This window comes from Rhizohabitans arisaemae (assembly GCF_025996515.1).
In the GTDB taxonomy this organism is placed as follows: domain Bacteria; phylum Actinomycetota; class Actinomycetes; order Streptosporangiales; family Streptosporangiaceae; genus Rhizohabitans; species Rhizohabitans arisaemae.
Genome location: NZ_BLRH01000034.1, coordinates 125,966 through 144,956 on the forward strand (window position 1 = coordinate 125,966; position 18,991 = coordinate 144,956).

Below are 18,991 nucleotides of genomic sequence, written 5' to 3' on the forward strand. Positions count from 1 at the left end.
CCGACCGTGCCGCAGGATGCCCCACCGGCGCCGACGAAGGGCGGCGGCGTGCGCTGCGGCGGTTGGCCGGTTGTCGCCGCGGTTCGGCACAATGACCCGGGTGAGAATCGGATTGCTCGGACCGTTCGAGGTCAGGAACCGCGACGGGGCCGTGGTGGAGGTTCCCGGGGTCCGGCTGCGCGCGCTGCTGGCCGCACTCGCCCTCGAACCCGGCCGGATCGTCACGCGCGGGAGGCTGGTGGACTGGATCTGGGGGAGCCGGCCGCCCGCGGACGAGGTGAACGCCTTGCAGGCGCTGGTGTCCAGGCTGCGCAGGGTGCTGCCGGACGGTGTGATCGAGGCGGATTCCGGCGGGTACCGGCTGGCCGTGGACCCCGACGCCGTGGACGTGTCCCGGTTCGAGCGTCTGGTCGGTCAGGCCCGCGCCGCCGAGCCCGCGGGGCGGGCGGATCTGCTGCGCTCGGCCCTGGCCTTGTGGCGCGGTACGGCCATGGCGGACATCGCCCTGCGCGACAGCGATCTGTTCGACGCCGCGGTCGCGCGCCTGGACGAGCTCCACGTCGCCGCGCTCGGCGACCGGGTGGACGCCGACATCCGCCTCGGCCACGGCTCGGAGCTGGTCTCCGAACTGACCGAGCTGGTCGCCGTGTATCCGCTGCGGGAAGGGTTCGCGGCGGCCCTGATGCGCGCGCTCGCCGCGGCGGGGCGGGGAACCGAGGCGCTGACCGTGTACCAGCGGACACGGGAGCGGCTCGCCGAGGAGCTGGGCGCCGACCCCTCGGCCGAGCTCTCCGCGTTGCACACCGCGGTGCTCCGCGGCGAGCTGGGCGACCGGGCGGAGAACCGCAGGACGAACCTGCGCGCCGAGCTGACGAGTTTCGTCGGCCCCGGCGACGGCATCTCCGCCGTCGCCGGCCTGGCCGTCAAGCACCGGCTGGTCACCTTGACAGGGGCGGGCGGCTCCGGGAAGACCAGGCTGGCCACCGAGACCGCGCGGACGATGCTCGCCGGGTTGCCGGACGGGGCGTGGCTGGTCGAATTGGCCTCGATCCGGGCCGGCGGTGAGCTGGCGCAGGCGGCCCTTACCGCGATCGGCCTGCGTGACCAGGGGTTGCTCGGCGGCGCGCGGGGCGGGGAACCGATGGATCGGCTCATCACCGCGGTCCGGGAGCGGGCGATCCTGCTGATCCTGGACAACTGCGAGCACATGATCGAGGCGGCCGCGGCGTTCGCCGACCGGCTTCTCGGGGAGTGCCGGAGGCTGCGGATCCTGGCCACGAGCAGGGAGCCGCTCGGTATCACCGGGGAGGTGCTGTGGCCGGTCGAGCCGCTCGCGCTGCCCGCGGCGGGGGCCGACCCGGCCGAGATCGGGTCCTCGCCCGCGGTGCGGCTGCTGCGCGACCGCGCGGATCTGGTGCGCAAGAACATCGGTTCCGACGCACACACCCTGTCGGCCATGGCGCGGATCTGCCGGGCCCTGGACGGGATGCCGCTGGCGATCGAACTGGCCGCGGCCCGGCTGCGCACCATGTCCGTCGATCAGCTGGCCCGCCGGCTGGACGACCGGTTCCGGCTGCTGACCGGCGGCAGTCGTACGGCGCTCGCCCGGCACAGGACGCTGCGCGCGGTCGTGGACTGGAGCTGGGATCTGCTGACCGAGGCCGAACGCGGCGTGCTGCGGCGGCTCTCGGTGTTCTCCGGCGGGGTGAGCCTGGAGGCGGCCGAACGGGTGTGCGGGGAGGATACGCCCGCCGGGGAGCAGGTGTTCGACGTGCTCACCGCGTTGATCGAGAAGTCGCTGCTGCTCACCGACGGTGAGGACCCGCCGCGCTACCGGATGCTCAACACCATCGGGGAGTACGCGGCGCATCGGCTCGCCGAAGCCGGGGGGACCGAGCCGGTGCTGCGGGCGCACCTCGCCTACTTCACCGAGCTGGCCGAGACGGCCGATCCGTACCTGCGCCGGGCCGAGCAGTTGGAGTGGCTGTCCGTGCTCGAGGCCGAGCACGACAACTTCAGTGCGGCCCTGCGCGGCGCGATCGCGAAGGGGTGGGCCCTGGAGGCGCTGCGGCTGGTCGCGGCGGTGGGCTGGTACTACTACCTCAGCGGGCACCGGGCCGAGGGCGCCGAGCTGAGCATCGCGGCGGCCTCGCTGCCCGGTGAGGTGCCCGACGAGGTACGGGCGATGGCCTACACCATTGTGACCTTGTTCGTGACCTCCGGGATCGGCGGCGATCAGTATCAGGCGCAGAAGTGGATCCACGAGGCGCACCGGCTCACCCGGCGCGGCGGGTACCACAACCCGCTGCTCGGGTTCGTCGCGCCGCTGGAGCGGATGCTGCGGGAGCCGACGGACTTCCTGCCCGCCTACGAGCCGCTCATCGCCGGCGAGGATCCCTGGGTGCGCGCGCAGGCCAGACTCGCCCGTGGCCGATTCCGGCTCACGCTCGGCGGCGACGAGACCGATGTCGACGTCGACGGCGAGACCGCCCTCGCCGAGTTCCGTACGCTGGGCGACCGGTACGGGATCTCGCTGGCGCTGATGTTCAGGGCCGACCGGCTCGCCATGCGCGGCGAGTTCGCACGCGCGTGTGAGGTCTGCGACGAGGCGGCTGTGGCGCTGACCGAGGTGGGCGCGACCGAGGACGTGGTCAGTGTGCGGGCACGGCAGGCCGAGCTGTACTGGCTGCTCGGCGATGAGCGATCCAGCGTGTCCGCCATGGCCGAGGCGCAGCGGTGCGCGGGCGGGATCACCTGGCCGGACGCGCTTGCCGAGCTGGCGCTTTCCAAGGCGCAGCTGGCGCGCTGGCGCGGCGAACCGGACCGGGCACGCCGATACCTGGCCACGGCGCGGACGATGCTGGGCGACGGGGAACGAAGCCACTTGATCCGCGTCCAGGCCCTGAACCTGTACGGCTACCTCACCGAGGACCTCCAGAAGGTCCGCGCCTATCGGACCGAGGCGTTCCACGCGGCTTTGGAGCACAGGTATCCGCCGCTGGTCGCCGGAGTGTTGATCGGGATCGCCGATCTCGCCCTGCGCCGGGGGCAGTACGAGCAGGCCGTGCGCCTGCTCGCGGCGAGCGACGTCGCGCGGGGCACGCCGGACCGTTCGCAGCCGGACGTTTCCAGGATCGCCGCGGAAACACGGAATCGCCTCGGCGAACAGGTGTTCGCCGAGGCGACCCGCGACGGGCGGCGACGGGACTGGCGTGAGCTGGCCGAGATCACGCTCGCTTCGTGAACGAGGCGCGCGCCCACAGGTAGCCGATCAGGGTGAGTCCGACGCACCAGGCGATCGCCGTGACCGTTGTGCCCGTGGACGGCGTGCCGTTCAGGAACCCGCGCAGGGCTTCGATGATCGGGGTGAACGGCTGGTACTCCGCGAACTCCCGCACACCCGGTCCCATCTTGTCGGCCGGGACGAACGCGCTGCTCAGGAAGGGAAGGAGCATCAGCGGGACGCCGAGGATGCCTGCGCCTTCCGGTGACTTGGCCGCGAGCCCGGCCGCGACGGTCAGCCAGCTGATCGCCAGCGTCGTCAGCACGACGACGCCGATGGCGCCGAGCCACTCCGGGAAGTCCGCCGACGGGCTGAATCCCAGCAGGAACGAGACCCCGACCACGAGCGCGATGGCCACCAGGGTCCGCAGCATCGTCGCGATCACGTGCGCGTTCAGCACCGCGGCCCGCGACACGTCCATGACGCGAAGCCGGTTGATGAACCCGGTCGTCATGTCGGAGTTCACCCCGGTCGCGGTGGGGCCGATTCCGTAGCCGACGGTCATGATGATCAAGCCTGGCGTCGCGTAGTCGACGTAGTCGGTGCCGACGCTGAATCCGCCGCCGAGGACGTAGACCATGAGGAACAGCACGAAGATCGGCATGATGACGGCGTTGAGCAGGGTCAGCGGATTGCGCCTCGTGTGGCGGAAGTTGCGCCGCATCATGGTCGCGGAGTCCGCCAGGGAAGCAGTGACGGCGTTCATCGCAGGTTGACCTTCTTGTTGTCGTGACCGGTGAGGGCGAGGAAGACGTCGTCCAGGTCGGGTGTGTGCACCGACAGTTCCTCGACGTCCACGGACTGGGCGTCGAGCCGGTCGAGCAGCGCGCGCAGCGACCGCACCCCGCCGTCGCCGGGGACCCGCAGGGCCAGCTCCTCGTCGTCCCGCGTGGAGCCGGGAAGGACCCGCGCCGCGACGTCGAGTTCGTGCCGGCGGGCGAACCGCAGTCGGATGTGGCTGCCGGGAACCCGGCGCTTCAGCTCGTCGGCGGTGCCCTCGGCGACCAGCCGGCCCTGGTCGAGGACGGCGATGCGGTCGGCGAGCTGGTCGGCCTCCTCCAGGTACTGGGTGGTGAGGAAGACGGTCATGCCGTCGGCGACCAGTTCCCGGATGATCTCCCACATGGTGCGGCGGCTGCGCGGGTCGAGCCCCGTCGTGGGCTCGTCCAGGAAGATGATCTGCGGTTGGCCGACCAGCGTCATGGCGAGGTCCAGCTTGCGGCGCATGCCGCCGGAGTAGGACACCGCCTGCTTGCCGGCCGCTTCGACCAGATCGAACCGGGTGAGCAGCCGACCGGCGATCCGTCTGCCCTCCGTCTTGGGCAGGTGCAGGAGATCCGCCATCATCAGCAGGTTCTCCTCACCGGTGAGCAGGTTGTCCACCGAGGCGAACTGCCCGGTGACCCCGATCGCCGCGCGCACCCCCTTGGGGTTGACGGCCAGGTCGTGCCCGGCGACGACCGCCTTCCCGGCGTCGGGGGTGATCAGCGTGGTCAGCACGTTCACCGTCGTGGTCTTCCCTGCGCCGTTGGGCCCGAGCAGGGCGAAGATCGTGCCGGCCCGGACATTCAGGTCGACGCCGTCGAGGACGGTCTTGTCTTTGTACGCCTTCCGCAACCCCGAGGCCGCGATGGCTGAAGCGTTCATGGGGCTACCGTCGCCGACCGCCCTGACACCGGGCCGTCGCCGTGCTGACGCGGCCGCTGACACGACCCCGCACCGGAGAAGGGAAGAGGTTAGGCGATCTTGGGGGTGGCCCGCGTGCCGACGCAAGGCGTGCCGGCCGCCCCGCGCCCGGAGCCTCCGCCGTACCCGATCCGAGGCTCGCGGGGCCGCCGGCGGTGTACGGGCGCATGCCGGCGATTCGCCGTCCCCACGAGCTCCCGGCGTCGGCGGGGTGAACGCCGCGGGACGGCGGTGCGCGCGGGGTTCGGCCCTTCGGCCCGCGGGGCGAACGCGGGATACGTAAAAGCCGTGAACACCCACAATGCCGCTGTTCGGCGAATGAATTCCGTGATCTACCGTGCTTTGGACGGGCCGGTGTCGCCGTCGATTCTCCGGAAATGAATAGGGCGACCGGGGTGGCACACTGCCCTCTGAGAACGGACATCCGGGGGCAGCGATGACCATGTGCGCGTCGGACGACCCGAACACCGCAGACCTCGAACCCGAGCGTCCCGGATCGGCGGTCCGGCGCGGGACCGTGCCCCCGGCTCCGGCCGCTTTCGGCGCCGCGCCGCGCCGCCTTCTCCGCCTCGCGGCGGGAATCCGCGGCCACCGGGGTCTGCTCCTGCCGCTGACCGTCGCGGGCCTGCTCAGCACCGCCTGCGCCGTGCCGCCGGCCCTGGCGGCCCACACCCGCGGCGACGCGGGGGCGCCTTCCCCGAGCCCCACCGCGTCCCCGACCCCGAAGCCCGGCCCCAGTGAGAGCGCGAAGAACCATCCGAAGAAGCGGCGCTGCTTCGCGCGGACTTTCTTCAAGATCGACTCCCTGGCGCCCAGGAACTTCAACGTTCCCCGCACCCGCTACGTCGACGGGCCCGGCGGCTCGATGACGGTGTCGGTGACCCGGGAGCACGAGGTGCGCGCGTTCATGGAGCACGAATACGAGAAGCAGGTCGATGTCTCCGAGACCACGCACGAGTTCAAGAACGACCTCAACATCTCCGACGAGGAACTGGTCCGGCACTTCCGTAAGCAGTTGACCCCGCATCTGGAGCTGCGGCACATGGTGTTCACGGGTCACGAGTACACCCACAGGATCAGGAAGGGGATGTACGGCAACATGTGGTACCGCGTCCGCGGCTACCGCATCGGCTGGTCGGCGTGGTCGGTCCTGGGCACCTGCCGCCAGGTGAAGATCATCAGCGGCATCGCCAACATCCCCTCCCGGCTGGAAGGCTGGGTCTACTGGGAGACCAGGCGTCCCTGGTGCCAGGGACGCGTGATCCGCGGCAAGGGCAGCAGAGGCGCCCGCCGGGGTGCCAAGGGCCGCGGCGGCGCCGAGTCTCCGCCGCCGGACGTCTGGCCGAGGGACACCGGGCGCATGGATGCGGCGAACGAGGACGAGGAAGACTGACGGACCGGTGAACGCCGGGCCAAGACCCTCGTCCGGGACCGCGGTTCGACCGGCGGACCCCGGCGGAGACGGTCGAGGTGCTCCCGGCCGGGGCCGGTGACGCCCCGCCGACCGGACCGGGCATCCGGCCGCCTGCCGGAATTGATCGATCATGTCCCGGGTTGTCCTCCGGTGTGCGAACCTCACCGGGGCATCCGCGGTGAGGGCCAACCGAGAGGACCGGGATGAAGTTCGGGATCGGCTACAGCTCGCCCTTCCACGGAGTCGACCCGGAGAAGATCGTGTTCTTCGCCCGGCTCGCGGAGGAATGCGGCTTCGAGTCGTTGTATCTGCCCGAGCACATCGCGCTGTATCCGGGCGCCGCCGTCGGCGCGTACGAGCTGCCGTCGGCGCTCCCGTACCTCGATCCGCTCGACGTCCTGAGCTTCGTCGCCGCGTCCACCGAGCGGATCCTGCTCGGCACCGGTGTGCTGCTGCTGCCGTACCACCATCCGGTGATCCTGGCCAAGCGGCTGGCCACCGTCGACGTGCTGTCCAAGGGCAGGATGCGGCTGCTCACCGTGGGGATCGGCGCCCTGCCGGGGGAGGCCCGGGCGGTGGGGGTCGACTACGCCACCCGTGGCCGCCGCGCCGACGAGGCGATCGACGTGCTCCGGCTGCTCTGGGCCGGCGGGGAGGAGGGCGTCGGCTATGACGGCGAGTTCTTCTCCTTCGACGGCCTGTGCAGCTTTCCCAAGCCCCACGGCGCCACCGCTCTGCCGATCCACGTCGGCGGGTCCAGCCGGGCGGCCGCGCGGCGGGCCGGGGAACGCGGCGACGGCTACTTCCCGGGCGGGGCGCTCACCGCGCGGGAGCGTGCCGCGCAGTGGGAGCTGGCCCGGTCGAGCGCCGCCGGGGCGGGGCGTGACCCGGATGCGCTGGAGTACACCCGCTTCGGGTCGATCGACATGCCGGTCGAACGGGTGGACGAGCTCGCCGCGCAGGGGGTGACCCGCATCGTCGTGAACGCCGCGGCCACCGAACCGGACGAGCAGCGCGGGCAGCTGTCGGCGTTCGCCCGGCGCTTCGGCCTGCTCGGCTGAACGCCGCGCCGATCGACGCCCGCCCCGGGCCGGGGACCGATCACCCTGGGTGCCGGGCCGTATGCCGGACTTGACAGCAATCACTCGGATCCAAATACTCGGATCCGAGTGATTGGAGGCGATTTTGGGCGAGAACGATCGCCGCAAGGTGTCCAACCCGCTGGGGCTGGCGGTGCTCGGGCTGCTGGCCGAGTCACCGGCCCATCCGCACGCCATCGCCGCCGCCCTGCGCGAACGCGGGATGGACCGGGTGTTCAAGCTGACCACCGGCTCCCTGTACGACGTGGTCAGGGCGCTGGAACGGGCCGGGTGGATCGAGGCGGGCGAGACGGTACGGGTCGGGGCCCGGCCGGAGCGGACCGTGTACCGGCACACCGCGCTGGGCCGCAAGGAGTTCGTGCGCTGGGTGGACGAGCTGATCCGCGTCCCGGCCGAGGAATACCCCAAGTTCCTGTCGGCGGTCAGCTACCTGGGGATTCTCGGGCCGGAGGGCGCGGTGGCGGCGCTGCGGGAGCGGGCCGGACGGGTCCGCGCGGCGCGGGAGGAGACCCTGGGGCTGCACCGGGAGATGCTGGAAAGCGGCGAGGTGCCGCGCCTGTTCCTGGTCGAGGTGGAGTACTCCGCGCGGATGCAGGAGGCCGAGCTCGGCTGGATCGAGGAGATCGTCGGCGACATCGAGGCGGGCCGGTTGAGCTGGCCGGACCAGGTGGCCGGCACGGGTCGCACCGTTGCGGGGGACCAATGAGGGTCATGGTGGTCGGGGCGGGCCCGGCCGGGCTGATGCTGGCGGCCGAGCTCGCGCTCGCGGGGGTCGAGGTCACGGTGGTGGACCGGCTGCCGCGGCGTTCGCCGTACTGCCGGGGGTTCACCCTGGGCGCCCGGAGCCTGGAGCTGCTGGACCGGCGCGGCGTCGCCGGCCGCTTCCTGGCCGAGGGGCCGACGGTGCCGTACGGCATGTTCGCCGACCCGAGCCGCCCGCTGGACCTGACCATGATGGACACCGATCATCCGTACACGCTCGGCATCGCCCAGACCCGCGTCGAGGAGCTGCTGGAGGAGTGGCTGGCCGAGCTGGGCGTGGCGGTCCGGTGGGGGAGCGAGGTGACCGGCTTCCACCAGGACGACGACGGGGTCGAGGTGACCGTCCAGGCCGGGGGGGAGCGAAGGCTCGAGCGGGTCGGCTACCTCGCCGGGTGCGACGGGAGCCGCAGCCTGGTCCGCCGGCAGGCCGGGATCGGTTTTCCCGGCACACCGGCCACCGGGTACGGACTCCTCGCCGACGTGGAGCTCGCCGACCCCGAATCCCTGCCGTTCGGGGTGACCGAGGGCGAGCACGGCACGGTGTTCGCGATCCCGCGCCCCGGCTATGTGCGGATCGTGCTCGACGAGCCGGAGCCGCCCGCCGACCGCGACGAGCCGGTACGGCTCTCCTCCTTCCAGGAGGTGCTCGACGCGGTGCTCGGCCGGCGGGTGGAGCTGGTCAACCCGCGTTGGCTCACCCGGTTCTCCGACGCGGCCCGGCAGGCCGACCGCTACGTCGCGGGCCGTGTCGTGCTGGCCGGCGACTCCGCGCACATCCACCCGCCCGCGGGGGCGACGGGTGTCAACGTGGCGCTGGCGGACGCGGTCAACCTCGGCTGGAAGCTGGCGGCGACCGCGCTCGGGCACGCGCCCGGCGGCCTGCTCGGCAGCTACCACACCGAACGGCACGAGGCGGGGGCCCGGGTGCTGCGCACCACACGCGCCCAGGCGCTCCTCGGGCGGCGCGATCCGGGCCTGGACCCGTTGCGGGACCTGTTCGGCGAGCTGGCGGAGCTGCCGCCGGTCGGCAGGCACCTCGCCGAACTGGCGACCGGGGTGGGCACCCGCTACGACCCGGTGATCCCCGGCGACCATCCGTGGCTGGGCAGGCTCACCCCCAACCTGAAGCTGGTGGTCCACGGGGGGCACACCTGCGTCGCCGAGCTGCTCCGGCCCGCCCGCCCGGTGCTCCTCACGACGGGCCGGCGCACCCTGCCGACCGGTGGCGGGGTGGTCGCCCACCACGTCTCCTGTCCCGAGCTGCCCGAGCTGGAAGGGGTGCTGATCCGCCCCGACGGCCACACCGCCTGGATCTCCACCGCGACCGACCCGCAACCCGACGAGACCCTGGCCATGGCCGTGGCCACCTGGTTCGGGGGCTGAGCGGGCTCCCCGCGGATCCGGCGCACGTGCTCAGGGCGGGCGCCGGATCCACCGGGAGGCCTCCGGCCGTACCGTCACGGCGTGCCGATCCGGTACGGCGCCCGCGCGGCCCGAGGCCGTACCGGACCTCGGAGGACGGCTCGCGGTACGGCCGGCCCCGGCGCTCCGGGGCCGGATCGCCGCCGGGATCGTGGCCGCTACGTCGCGACGCCGTTCGGCTCGGCGGCGCGGGGGAGCCCGCCACGCCGGGCGGCCTCGGTGAAGACCAGCAGGGTCGTCCCCGCGAGGTAGCAGAGCACGCTCCCGATCACCAGCCACCAGGAGACGTCCACGTACCAGCCCACATAGTCCACGCCCGGGTCGTACCGCAGCCGCAGGTCCGCGAGTTCCCCCAGGCCGAAGAACGGGAGCGTCGTGTACGGGGCGGCGACCAGCGCCACGACGGCCCGCACGCCCGGGGTCCCGCCCCGCCGCCACACCAGAGCGGCCAACGCCGCCGCGACCGCACCGACCACGGCGCAGACCCACAGCTGGTCCCAGAGGGAGTCCAGGACGTCCCGTGCGTAGTAGTCCACGATGAGGCCCGCGAGCTCGTCGGCCACCCTTCGCCGAGCGGAGGGCATAAGGACGAGCGAGCACGCCGTGACCGCCAGCCCGCACACCGAGGCCGCCAGCAGGCACGCGACGGCCCACCCCGCACTCAGGCTGCCGCCGGTGGGCTCGGCGGCGCGGGGCGGCCCGTCACCTCGGACGGCCTTGGTGAAGAGGAGCAGGATCGTCCCCGCGACGTAGGAGAGCAGGGCCGTGATCGCCAGCCACAGAGGGAGGTCCTTGTACCAGCCCAGATGCTCATCCCCAAAGCTGTCCCCCAGCCACGGGTTCGCCTCCCACGGGATGAGGAGCAGAAGAATCGTGTACGGCGCGACACCCATCACCAGGACGATCCGCGCCCCCACGGTCCCGCCCCGCCGCCACACCAGGGCCGCCAACGCCAGCGCGACCACACCGACCACGGCGTAGAGCCACGAATGCGCCACGAGGGTTTCCAACGTGCGGCCCGCGTCGTTGTCGACGACGAGGCGCTCCTCGTGGTCGGCCGCCCTCCGCCGGACGGAGGGCATGAGCACGAGCGAGAACGCCGCGATCACCAGTCCGCACGCCGACGTCGCCAGCAGGCACGCGACGGCCCACCCCGCACTCAGTCCGCCCCGCCGCCGCACCGCCGCGTCCCCGTTCCCCGGGCGGTTCGGCGCGGTATGGAGGAGCAGGCCCGTCCCCGCGAGGTGGCCGAGCGCAGCCGTGCCCGCCAGCACCGTCGACACGTCCAACCACCAGAAGTCGTCAAAGCTGTAGCTGTACATGAACGCCGGTCCCCACAGGCCCAGGACGACGTAGACCAGCATGTACGGGACGAGCCCCAGAGCCGCGGCCGTGCGTACCCCCCGGGTCCCGCCCCGCCGCCACGCCCAGGCCGCCAGGGCCAGCGTGATCACACCGAGCACGGTGTAACCCCACGCAAACCACGGCAGTGATTCCACCGTGGTCGTCACGTAGGTAAGCGGCTCGTCGCCGCCGCTCTCCTTGCGGAGCCTTACCTCCCGCGCAAGGTTCAGATAGCGGACGAACGCACTGATCCCGATGACCAGCTCGCATACGAGCGCCACCAGCAGGCACCCCACGGCGCTTCCCGCAGGCCGCGCCTTCCCGTTCCCCATCGCCCGCACCCCTCCCACGAAGAGAGCGATCATGGAGGAGCCGACTTGGAAAACACTTGCGGTCACAGCGGCCTGCCGACCCGCGAGAGGAGTCTCACGCGGTGGCCGCGGCCGCCCGGGCCGGGCACGGGGACCCGGGTCATCCCGCCGGCCGCCGCATCGACCGGCTCCGGGTCGCGGAGGCCGTGGCGGCGCCACCGGCGGGCCGCCGACGCCGGCGGCCACCACGCGGCGTGGCCGAGGTGGCCGACCTGCCGGCCCGGTGAGGGCGGCGGGTGCGCCCCAAGAGGCCGCGCCGGCGGAGGTCGTGGGGCGCACGCCAGGCCGTCGCGTCGTGCCTCGCAGGTCGTCCGCATCCGGCCGTGTGGCGGATCCGGGGTCGTCCACGTGGCGGATGGCACGCCGAGCCGGATACACATCACCGGTGACGTCCGTTAAGCACCGATATGGGTACGCTGCGGTCGTGGCGACGAACGAGGGGCGAACCCCGGTGAGGATCACTTTGGTCATCGCCGACGACCAGGCGATGATCCGGGCCGGGCTACGGCTCGTCACCGAGACGGCGCCCGGCGTCGAGGTCGTCGGAGAGGCCGCCGACGGCCACGAGGCGGTCGCGCTCACGCGGCGGCTCCGGCCGGACGTCCTGCTCATGGACATCTCGATGCCGGGTATGGACGGGCTGTCCGCCGCGCGGCGCATCCTCGGCGACCCGCATCCGCCGAAGATCATCATGCTGACGACCTTCAACACCGACGCCAACCTGGACGCCGCGCTCCGCGCCGGGGTGCACGGGTTCCTGCTCAAGAGCTCGCCCCCCGAGCAGCTCGTCGACGCCATCCGGGCGGCGGCCGCCGGGGACGCGGTCATCGACCCCTCGGTCACCCCGCGGGTGATCGCCTCGTTCGCCGAGCTGCCCGAACCGGTCGCGCCGCCCGAGCTGGGGCGGCTCACGCCGCGTGAGCTGGAGGTGCTGCGGTTGCTGGCGGACGGGATCTCCAACCAGGAGATCGCGCGGGCGCTCGGCATCGGCGAGGCCACCGTGCGGACCCACGTCGCCCGCATCCTGCACAAGCTTCATCTGCGTGACCGCATCCACGCGGTGGTGTTCGCCTACGAGGCAGGGATCGTGCGGCCGGGGCGCGGGCGGCAGGGCGACGGGACGCCCGGGAGGGGCGGGACGTGCTGAGGCGCCTGCTCCGTGACCTGCAGACGACCTGGATGGACGCGCTGCTCTCCCTCGCCGTGGTCGTCGCGGGGCTGACCGAGTTCATCGGCCGCGCCAACCCGGTGTCCTTCGGGGTGGGCGCGGCCGTGTGCGGGGTGCTGCTGCTGTTCCGGCGGAGGTTTCCCCTGACCGCCCTGCTGCTCCTGGTCGCGCTCGGCCTTGCCATCCGGGTGGCCGCGGGCGGCTTCTACTACGCCGCCTGGCAGTTCTACTCGACGTTGATCATGGTCCACACCGTGGGAAGCGCGGCCGAGCTGCGCAGCCGCCGCGGCCTGGCCGGGCTCGGCTGCGTGCTGCTGGCGTACGGCTGCCTGCAGACCGAGCCGTTCATCGACCTCCCGGAAGTGCTGATCACCGCGATCTTCATGGGGGTGGCCTACGTGAGCGGCATCCTGCTGCGCCGCCAGATCGACCGGACCGCCCGGCTGGCCGAGTACACCACGCGGCTGGAGATGGAGCGCGAGGAGCGGGCCCGCTGGGCGGTGGCCGAGGAACGGTCCAGGATCGCCCGCGAACTGCACGACATCGTCTCGCACAACGTGACCCTGATGACCCTGCAGGCGGGCGGGGTACGGAGGATGCTCGGCGAGGGCCGCGAGCGCGAAGGCGAGCGGACGCTGCTGCTCGGCGTCGAGCAGGCCGGCCGCGAGACGGTCGGGGAACTCCACCTCATGCTGGGGATGCTGCGCGGCTCCTCAGACGGCGACCCGCCCGCCGCCCAGCCCGGCCTGGACCGGCTGGACGAGCTGACCGCGCAGGTCAGGGAGGCGGGGCCGGAGGTCCAGGTGCGGGTCATCGGTGCCCGCAGGCCGCTGTCACCCGGGCTCGACCTCTCGGCCTACCGGGTGCTCCAGGAGTCGCTGACGAACGTCCTGAAGCACACACGCGCCACCGGCGTCGACGTCACCATCGCCTACGGGTCCGCCGACCTGAGCATCGTGGTGATCAACGACGGTGCGGCCCCTGGCCACCGTGCCGGGGCCACCGGCGAAGGGACGCGTGACCGCTCCCGTGACGGCGGAACCGGGGGGCACGGCCTGATCGGGATGCGGGAGCGGATCGAGCTGCACGGCGGTGAGCTGTCCGCCGGCCCCATCCCGGGCGGGGGCTACCGGGTGTTCGCCAGATTCCCGGTCGGCGATCCGCTGGAGGCCGCCTGAGGCAGGGTCTCACCCGCCCACTCCTCGTCGCTCATCCGCAGCATCCTGAGGCCGATCACCCCGGTACCCGCGATGAAGAGCAGGCCCGCCACGACCGTCCCGATCGGGAAGATCGGAGAACCCATCCAGCCGATGGTGATCGCGAAAGGCGACCACCAGGGTCCTTGACGCGCGTACGCCAGGACGAGCCCCAGCACGAACAGTCCCACCAAGCCGATGAACCCCGGAAGCCGGAAACCGAACTGGGCTCCGGGGTCGCTCCATATCTCATTCGCGAGCATGTCGCCCCGTACGGCCCCGAACGTGCGTTCCAGCCGCGAGTACACGAAGTCGCCGAACATCAGCGCGGAGAAGTTCACCACGCCGAGGAACGCGATCCCGCCGGCGATGTGCCCCAGGACGACGCCGCGCGTCCGGATCAGGTGGACCATGCCGACGATGCCGGGGAGCATCAGGATCCAGCTCCAGTGCAGCAGCGACGCGCTGAGGGAAACCTGATCGGGGTACATCCCGTACACACCCCTGGTGTCGTCCCCGCCCTGCCGGAGCGCCGGATCGACGACGACCCCCGCCAGGTAGAAGAGCGGCGCGACGATCAGGCTCAGCCCGGCCGCCCATCTTCGAAACCTGCGCGGATCTGAGAGCACCGACATGACCTTCGCCTTCCATCCGGTCCGCCGTGACGCGGCGGACTCCGGCCTGGAAGGCTAGATCGCGGCGTCCCCGCAGGTCGTCCCCCACACGGCCGATCCGCGATCCCCCGCCGGGCGGATCCCCGGCCCACCTCCCTCCGGCACGCCGGCCGGCCCCGAACGACGGGAAGCCGTCGACGGTCAGACCGACGAGCACGTTCAGGTGGCGGTACATGGAGGACGGGAGTCGTTCGACAGGCAATGAAGCCATGGACACCGGCGGGATTCAGACCAGACCGTCGGTGCATGCCGGGCGGCTCTCCGGCCTCGGCCCTGACCCGGTGCCGCGCTCGGCCGGGGGGCCGCGAGGGCCGCGACGTGGTGCGCGCCCGCCGCTCCGGGGGTCAGATCCAGCCGTGCCGGCGGGCGATGCGGGCGGCCTCATGGCGGTTCGCGGCGCCGACCTTCCCGGCCGCGGAGGAGAGATAGTTGCGTACGGTACCCGGCGACAGCGCCGCCCTGCGGGCTATCTCCTCCACCGGTACCCCCTCGGCGGCCAGCTCCAGGACGTCCGCCTCGCGAGGGGTCAGGGGGGTGTCCCCCGCGCTGATCGCTTCGGCGGCGAGCTGGGGATCGACGTAGCGGGCCCCGCCGTGAATCGTCCGTACGACCTCGGCCAGCACGGCGGCGGAGACGGTCTTCGGCAGGAAGCCGCGTACGCCGGCGGAGAGCGCGCGCTTCAGATGCCCGGGGCGGCCGTGGCTTGTGACGATCAGGGTACGGCAGCCGGGCAGCTCCTCGTGGATCCGGCGTGCCACGGCCACCCCGTCCATGTCGGGCAGTTGCAGGTCGAGCATGGCCACATCCGGCCGGAAGACGCGGGCCATGGCGAGCGCGTCGGCGCCGGTGGCCGCCTGAGCCACCACACTCAGGTCGTCTTCGAGGGCGAGCAGCGCCACCAGGGCGCCTCGGATGAGATGCTCGTCCTCGGCGAGAAGGATTCGGATGGGTGTCTCGCTCATCCTGAGTCTTCCCTTGGTGACGACAGCCCTGCGTTCGCCGGATCTCCGGGCGAGGTGGTCACGGGCAACGGCAGTTCGGCGATGAGGCGGAACCGGTCGGGCGGCTCCCGCCGGGCCACGACACGCCCGCCGAGCGGCGCGAGTCGTTCCGCGACCCCGGAAAAGCCGGACCCGATCGCGTGGAGGCCGCCGGAGTCCTCCGGGCCCGTCACACCGTCGTTCTCCATCGTCAGGGTCAGCCGCCCGACACCGCCGCTCGCCGACCGGTGCAGGGAGACCGTGCAGGTCCGCGCCTCGCTGTGCCGCAGCACGTTGGTCGTCCCTTCCCGCACCACCCAGCCGAGCGTGCTCTGCAGCTCCGGGGAGAGGCCGTGCGTGTCGCCTGTCACCCGGCAGCGTACGCCGGCGGAGGCGAGCACCGAGGTGGCCCCGGCCAGTTCGGTGTCCAGATCGGTGGCGCGGTATCCCCGTACCACCGCCCGCATCTCCGCCAGGGACTCCTGCGCGATCTCGCGGACCTCACGCATCTCCTCCGCCGCGCCGGGCCGGCCGCGTTCGATCAGCCGTGCCGCGAGTTCGCTTTTGAGGGCGACGACCGCCAGGTTGCGGCCGATCACGTCGTGCAGGTCGCGGGCGAAGCGGAGCCGTTCCTCGGCCACCGCGAGCCGGGCGTGCGCCTTCCTGGAGTGTTCCATCTCCCACACGACTTTCAGGCTCCACAGCGAGCTGCGGTAGATGAACGACCACGTGGCCGCGAGGCCGAGCAGGCCGAGGGCGGCGGGGACGGCGATCGAGAGGGGAGCGCCTTCGACCCGGGATACCGCGAACTTGCCCGCCGCGGCCGCCGCCCAGACGAGGACCGTGGCGGGGAACGGCACCGCGACGGCGACCGCTCCGGCGAACGCCGTCGCGAGGATGACGGTCAGGGCTGAAGCGGGGCCGTCGGGGTGTCCCGGTTGCGCGTCGGGGTAGGCCGCGACGGCGAGCACCACGCCGACGACGGTGAGCCCGGAGGTGGCGGCGATCAGCCGTACCGGACGGGGCCGGTTTCCCAGATGGTGGCCGATGCCCGCGTGGACGAGCAGCCCGCAGCCGGCGGAGTGGAGGCAGAGGTAGGTCAGGATCGCCCACCGGGCCGGTGTGTCCACCGCCGAGCCGATCATGGCGGCGGCAGCCACCGGCTCGAGCACGTATGCCCCGCAGAGCCCTGCACGGGTCCACAGGTCCCAGCGTTCGGCTTGTCCCAGCCGGCGCCATCGCGGTAACCGGTTCATGAGTCCCACCCTGTTCACGCCGTCATCGTGGCACTTGTTCTGGTTGCGGGGCACGTTGCCGGTCTTCCGGCTGCGGCCCGGCGGCGCCACGGGCCGCTCGTCCGTGGCCGGTCACGGGATGAAGCGCATCTCCGGCCAGCGGGGGGAGGGCCCGTCGAGCAGCGGAGCGGGTCGCCCCCGCAGGTGGCGGTCGAAGAAGGCGCGGAGGTAGCGGCGCTGGATCACCATTGAGCGGGGTCCGTCGATGGTGCCGATCATCTCGTCGATTTGGGCTGCGGGGGTGCCGAGGGGGTGTTGCCGGAGGAGGACCTGCATGTCGGTGAACGAGTTGTGGCCGGAGCCGTCGAGGCGCAGTTCCAGGCGCCAATCACGCAGGCGGGGCCAGAGTGCCGCCCAGCTTGGGTCGTTGTCCCGTCTGTGCTCGGAGCTGCCGACCTGCAGGAACGGGCGGTTCAGGCCGTCTCGCAGGACGGGGCCGAACACGGAGCCGTCCAGGTTGGCGCCGGCTTTGACGCGCGGGTCGGCGTGCATGGCCGCGGCGGCGGTGGCCCCGCCGAGGGAATGCCCGAACATGCCGGCGCGGGAGAGGTCCAGTGCGCCGCGGAGTCCGCCGGGCACCGGGACGTGGTGCCCGCGGTTGAGGGCGGCGAGCCGGTCCAGGACGTACCGGGTGTCGGCGAGGCGGGCGGCCACCGCTTTGACGGCGACGGGGTCGTCCGGCTTGTCGAAGTCGGGGGGTGGTGTGCTCGCCGCGTGGGTCTCGACGCGCCCGCCGGGGAACTCCACCGCTGCGGCGTCGTAGGTGTGGTCGACGGCGGCGACCACGTATCCGTGGCTGGCGAGGTCCTGCACCAGGGCGGTGCCGGAGGCGCGCTCGGTGGCGAAGCCGTGGGAGTAGAGCACCACCGGCCACGGCCGGGGTCCCCGGTGGAGGGGTGCGCCGACGCGTCCGTGTGTGACGGGCAGGGTGACGGTTCCCGCCGGTACGGCGGCCAGGACGGCTTCGGCGATCTTGGGGGAGAGCCAGGGCGCCCGCGGGTGGGCGGCCGTGGTCCGGGCGGGGTACCACAGCTGGACCATGAGTTCCCGGGACTGCTTGCCGGGGACCCACGGATCGGGCCGGGAGCGGTCGACCAGGTGGAGGGATACGGTTCCCACCCGGAACGGGCCGGTGGGTCCGGGGAGGGTCAGCCGGACGGGTGACGCCTGATCGCCGCCGGGGCCCTGCGCCGCGCCGGCGGGTGCGATACGGGCGGCGGCGGGGCCGGTGAGCGGGGGGCAGGCCACGAGCGCCGCTCCCAGCACGGTCGCCGCGGCGGCGCGGCGGAACGCCACGGCCCCCCGCAAGGCCGGTCGGGGCAGGGGAATCGGGAGGAGCCGATCATGTTGTGTCATGGGTCCAGCTTCCGGTGCGGCCCGCCTGGAGTTCAGTGCCGCCGCTCACCGGATCGGGTGCATCCCTCCCCGCCCACCGATGACAAATCTAATGGCCTCCCGGCTCCGCACCTGGCCCCGTCCAGGAGTCACCGCGGCCACGTGGACGGCCGGGGGCGGCGCCGACCGGCTCGGCACCGAGCTGGCCGCGCACCCCGGCGACATCCCGGCCGCGCTGACCGCCGGGGAGGCGGCCATCCGGCCCGAAGCCGAACGCAAGAGAAGCTCGGCCGACGCGTGAAAGGCGTCTACGCCCCGGCCGGCCCGGTGCTGCTCTGGCTGACCCGGCTACCGCTGCGCCCGGCCACGCTGCCGCCGGTCCGCCGCTACATGACCCGCCGGTTCATCAAGGGCTGACCACCCGCGCCAAGAGGATGAGGCCCTGAAGGAAGCATTGCCCCGTGGGCGGGTGTGCGACCCCTGTCCCGGTGGGGGACGACCTACGCGCTCGGGGTGCTGTTCGGGGAGGGTGACTTCCGGGCCCGCCGGATGCGTTTCGGGCGGCCCGATCCAAGCCGTCCGCCGGTACGGCACCGAGTCCCGCGTTCCGGTGGCCCCGCGATGGTGGAGGCTCGGCTGGCCGAGGCCTGCGCCGACGGCCATGTGGTCGACCTGAGGGGCGGCGGGCATCCCGAGGCCGTGCAGGAGTGGCTGACGGCGCGGAACCACATGCGCGGCTTCGGCGGTGTCGTCGGCCGTTTCACCTACAAGTTCTCGCTCACGGACACCGTGCTCGCCGAGAACTTCGACGGCCTGGCCTACGTGGCCCGCACCACCTGCTCCACCCCGATGCCGGAGATCGCGGACGTGGCGGCCGGGCGGCGGAACCGGGTCCGGTGAGCGGCACGGCCGTACCGCGGACGAGGTGGGTTGATCACAGTACCCGGCGAGTGCCCCGTGA

The 18,991-nt window shown here is 72.5% G+C and carries 17 protein-coding genes; 10 read left to right on the forward strand and 7 right to left on the reverse strand.

Translation table 11 applies throughout. The annotated features are described in order from the left end of the window. Positions 1 to 100 precede the first annotated feature (100 nt). Positions 101 to 3,244 carry an AfsR/SARP family transcriptional regulator gene (locus tag RUR_RS15960; RefSeq protein ID WP_487250717.1) on the forward strand — a complete coding sequence of 1,048 codons (3,144 nt, stop codon included), beginning with the start codon at positions 101 to 103 and terminating at the stop codon, positions 3,242 to 3,244. Here the strand turns inward: RUR_RS15960 and RUR_RS15965 are convergent. Together RUR_RS15965 and RUR_RS15970 are read right to left on the reverse strand one after the other, a co-directional pair. Beyond that, the gene (locus RUR_RS15965) at positions 3,228 to 3,989 is read right to left on the reverse strand and encodes an ABC transporter permease (RefSeq protein WP_283135843.1); all 762 of its coding nucleotides are present in this window, start codon (positions 3,987 to 3,989) and stop codon (positions 3,228 to 3,230) included. The two genes, RUR_RS15960 and RUR_RS15965, sit on opposite strands and share 17 nt — an antisense overlap. Next, positions 3,986 to 4,930, reverse strand: coding sequence for an ATP-binding cassette domain-containing protein (locus tag RUR_RS15970; protein WP_283135844.1), 945 nt, complete (start codon positions 4,928 to 4,930; stop codon positions 3,986 to 3,988). The genes RUR_RS15965 and RUR_RS15970 overlap by 4 nt, the downstream gene beginning before the upstream one ends. A 475-nt stretch (positions 4,931 to 5,405) precedes the next feature. On the opposite strand from RUR_RS15970, the gene RUR_RS15975 reads away from it, so the two are divergent. The 4 genes from RUR_RS15975 to RUR_RS15990 all read left to right on the forward strand — a co-directional run bounded on the left by RUR_RS15975 (position 5,406) and on the right by RUR_RS15990 (position 9,628). Next, positions 5,406 to 6,362 carry a hypothetical protein gene (locus RUR_RS15975; protein WP_283135845.1) on the forward strand — a complete coding sequence of 319 codons (957 nt, stop codon included), beginning with the start codon at positions 5,406 to 5,408 and terminating at the stop codon, positions 6,360 to 6,362. Between the two features lie 224 nt (positions 6,363 to 6,586). Further along, positions 6,587 to 7,444 (forward strand): TIGR03619 family F420-dependent LLM class oxidoreductase, encoded by an 858-nt coding sequence (locus tag RUR_RS15980; protein ID WP_283135846.1) that lies wholly within the window; start codon positions 6,587 to 6,589, stop codon positions 7,442 to 7,444. Between the two features lie 124 nt (positions 7,445 to 7,568). Further along, a complete protein-coding gene (locus tag RUR_RS15985; RefSeq protein ID WP_283135847.1) occupies positions 7,569 to 8,189 on the forward strand; it encodes a PadR family transcriptional regulator in 621 nt (206 codons plus the stop codon). After that, positions 8,186 to 9,628, forward strand: a complete 1,443-nt coding sequence (locus tag RUR_RS15990) for an FAD-dependent monooxygenase (RefSeq protein WP_283135848.1) — start codon at positions 8,186 to 8,188, stop codon at positions 9,626 to 9,628. Before RUR_RS15985 ends, RUR_RS15990 begins: the two co-directional genes overlap by 4 nt. A 197-nt stretch (positions 9,629 to 9,825) precedes the next feature. Here RUR_RS15990 and RUR_RS15995 read toward each other — a convergent pair whose 3' ends face one another. Beyond that, positions 9,826 to 11,409: a hypothetical protein gene (locus RUR_RS15995; RefSeq protein WP_283135849.1), complete on the reverse strand. Its 1,584-nt coding sequence runs from the start codon at positions 11,407 to 11,409 to the stop codon at positions 9,826 to 9,828. Between the two features lie 35 nt (positions 11,410 to 11,444). On the opposite strand from RUR_RS15995, the gene RUR_RS16000 reads away from it, so the two are divergent. The 3 genes from RUR_RS16000 to RUR_RS16010 all read left to right on the forward strand — a co-directional run bounded on the left by RUR_RS16000 (position 11,445) and on the right by RUR_RS16010 (position 13,728). Beyond that, a complete protein-coding gene (locus RUR_RS16000; RefSeq protein ID WP_283135850.1) occupies positions 11,445 to 11,609 on the forward strand; it encodes a hypothetical protein in 165 nt (54 codons plus the stop codon). Between the two features lie 197 nt (positions 11,610 to 11,806). Further along, a complete protein-coding gene (locus RUR_RS16005) occupies positions 11,807 to 12,529 on the forward strand; it encodes a response regulator (protein ID WP_283135851.1) in 723 nt (240 codons plus the stop codon). Then, entirely contained in the window at positions 12,523 to 13,728 is a 1,206-nt protein-coding gene (locus RUR_RS16010; protein ID WP_283135852.1) for a sensor histidine kinase, read from the forward strand. The genes RUR_RS16005 and RUR_RS16010 overlap by 7 nt, the downstream gene beginning before the upstream one ends. Here the strand turns inward: RUR_RS16010 and RUR_RS16015 are convergent. From RUR_RS16015 to RUR_RS16030, 4 genes are all read right to left on the reverse strand, one after another. Further along, a complete protein-coding gene (locus tag RUR_RS16015) occupies positions 13,677 to 14,381 on the reverse strand; it encodes a hypothetical protein (RefSeq protein WP_283135853.1) in 705 nt (234 codons plus the stop codon). The genes RUR_RS16010 and RUR_RS16015 overlap by 52 nt on opposite strands. Positions 14,382 to 14,764: 383 nt before the next feature. Beyond that, the gene (locus RUR_RS16020) at positions 14,765 to 15,382 is read right to left on the reverse strand and encodes a response regulator transcription factor (RefSeq protein WP_283135854.1); all 618 of its coding nucleotides are present in this window, start codon (positions 15,380 to 15,382) and stop codon (positions 14,765 to 14,767) included. Then, positions 15,379 to 16,656 carry a sensor histidine kinase gene (locus RUR_RS16025; RefSeq protein ID WP_283135855.1) on the reverse strand — a complete coding sequence of 426 codons (1,278 nt, stop codon included), beginning with the start codon at positions 16,654 to 16,656 and terminating at the stop codon, positions 15,379 to 15,381. The genes RUR_RS16020 and RUR_RS16025 overlap by 4 nt, the downstream gene beginning before the upstream one ends. A 111-nt stretch (positions 16,657 to 16,767) precedes the next feature. After that, positions 16,768 to 18,051, reverse strand: a complete 1,284-nt coding sequence (locus RUR_RS16030; protein WP_283135856.1) for an alpha/beta hydrolase family protein — start codon at positions 18,049 to 18,051, stop codon at positions 16,768 to 16,770. Between the two features lie 79 nt (positions 18,052 to 18,130). Here RUR_RS16030 and RUR_RS16035 point away from each other — a divergent pair, with 79 nt between their 5' ends. Both RUR_RS16035 and RUR_RS16040 read left to right on the forward strand, forming a co-directional pair. Further along, positions 18,131 to 18,331 (forward strand): hypothetical protein, encoded by a 201-nt coding sequence (locus RUR_RS16035; RefSeq protein WP_283135857.1) that lies wholly within the window; start codon positions 18,131 to 18,133, stop codon positions 18,329 to 18,331. Between the two features lie 170 nt (positions 18,332 to 18,501). Further along, positions 18,502 to 18,930, forward strand: coding sequence for an erythromycin esterase family protein (locus RUR_RS16040; protein WP_283135858.1), 429 nt, complete (start codon positions 18,502 to 18,504; stop codon positions 18,928 to 18,930). Positions 18,931 to 18,991 lie beyond the last annotated feature (61 nt).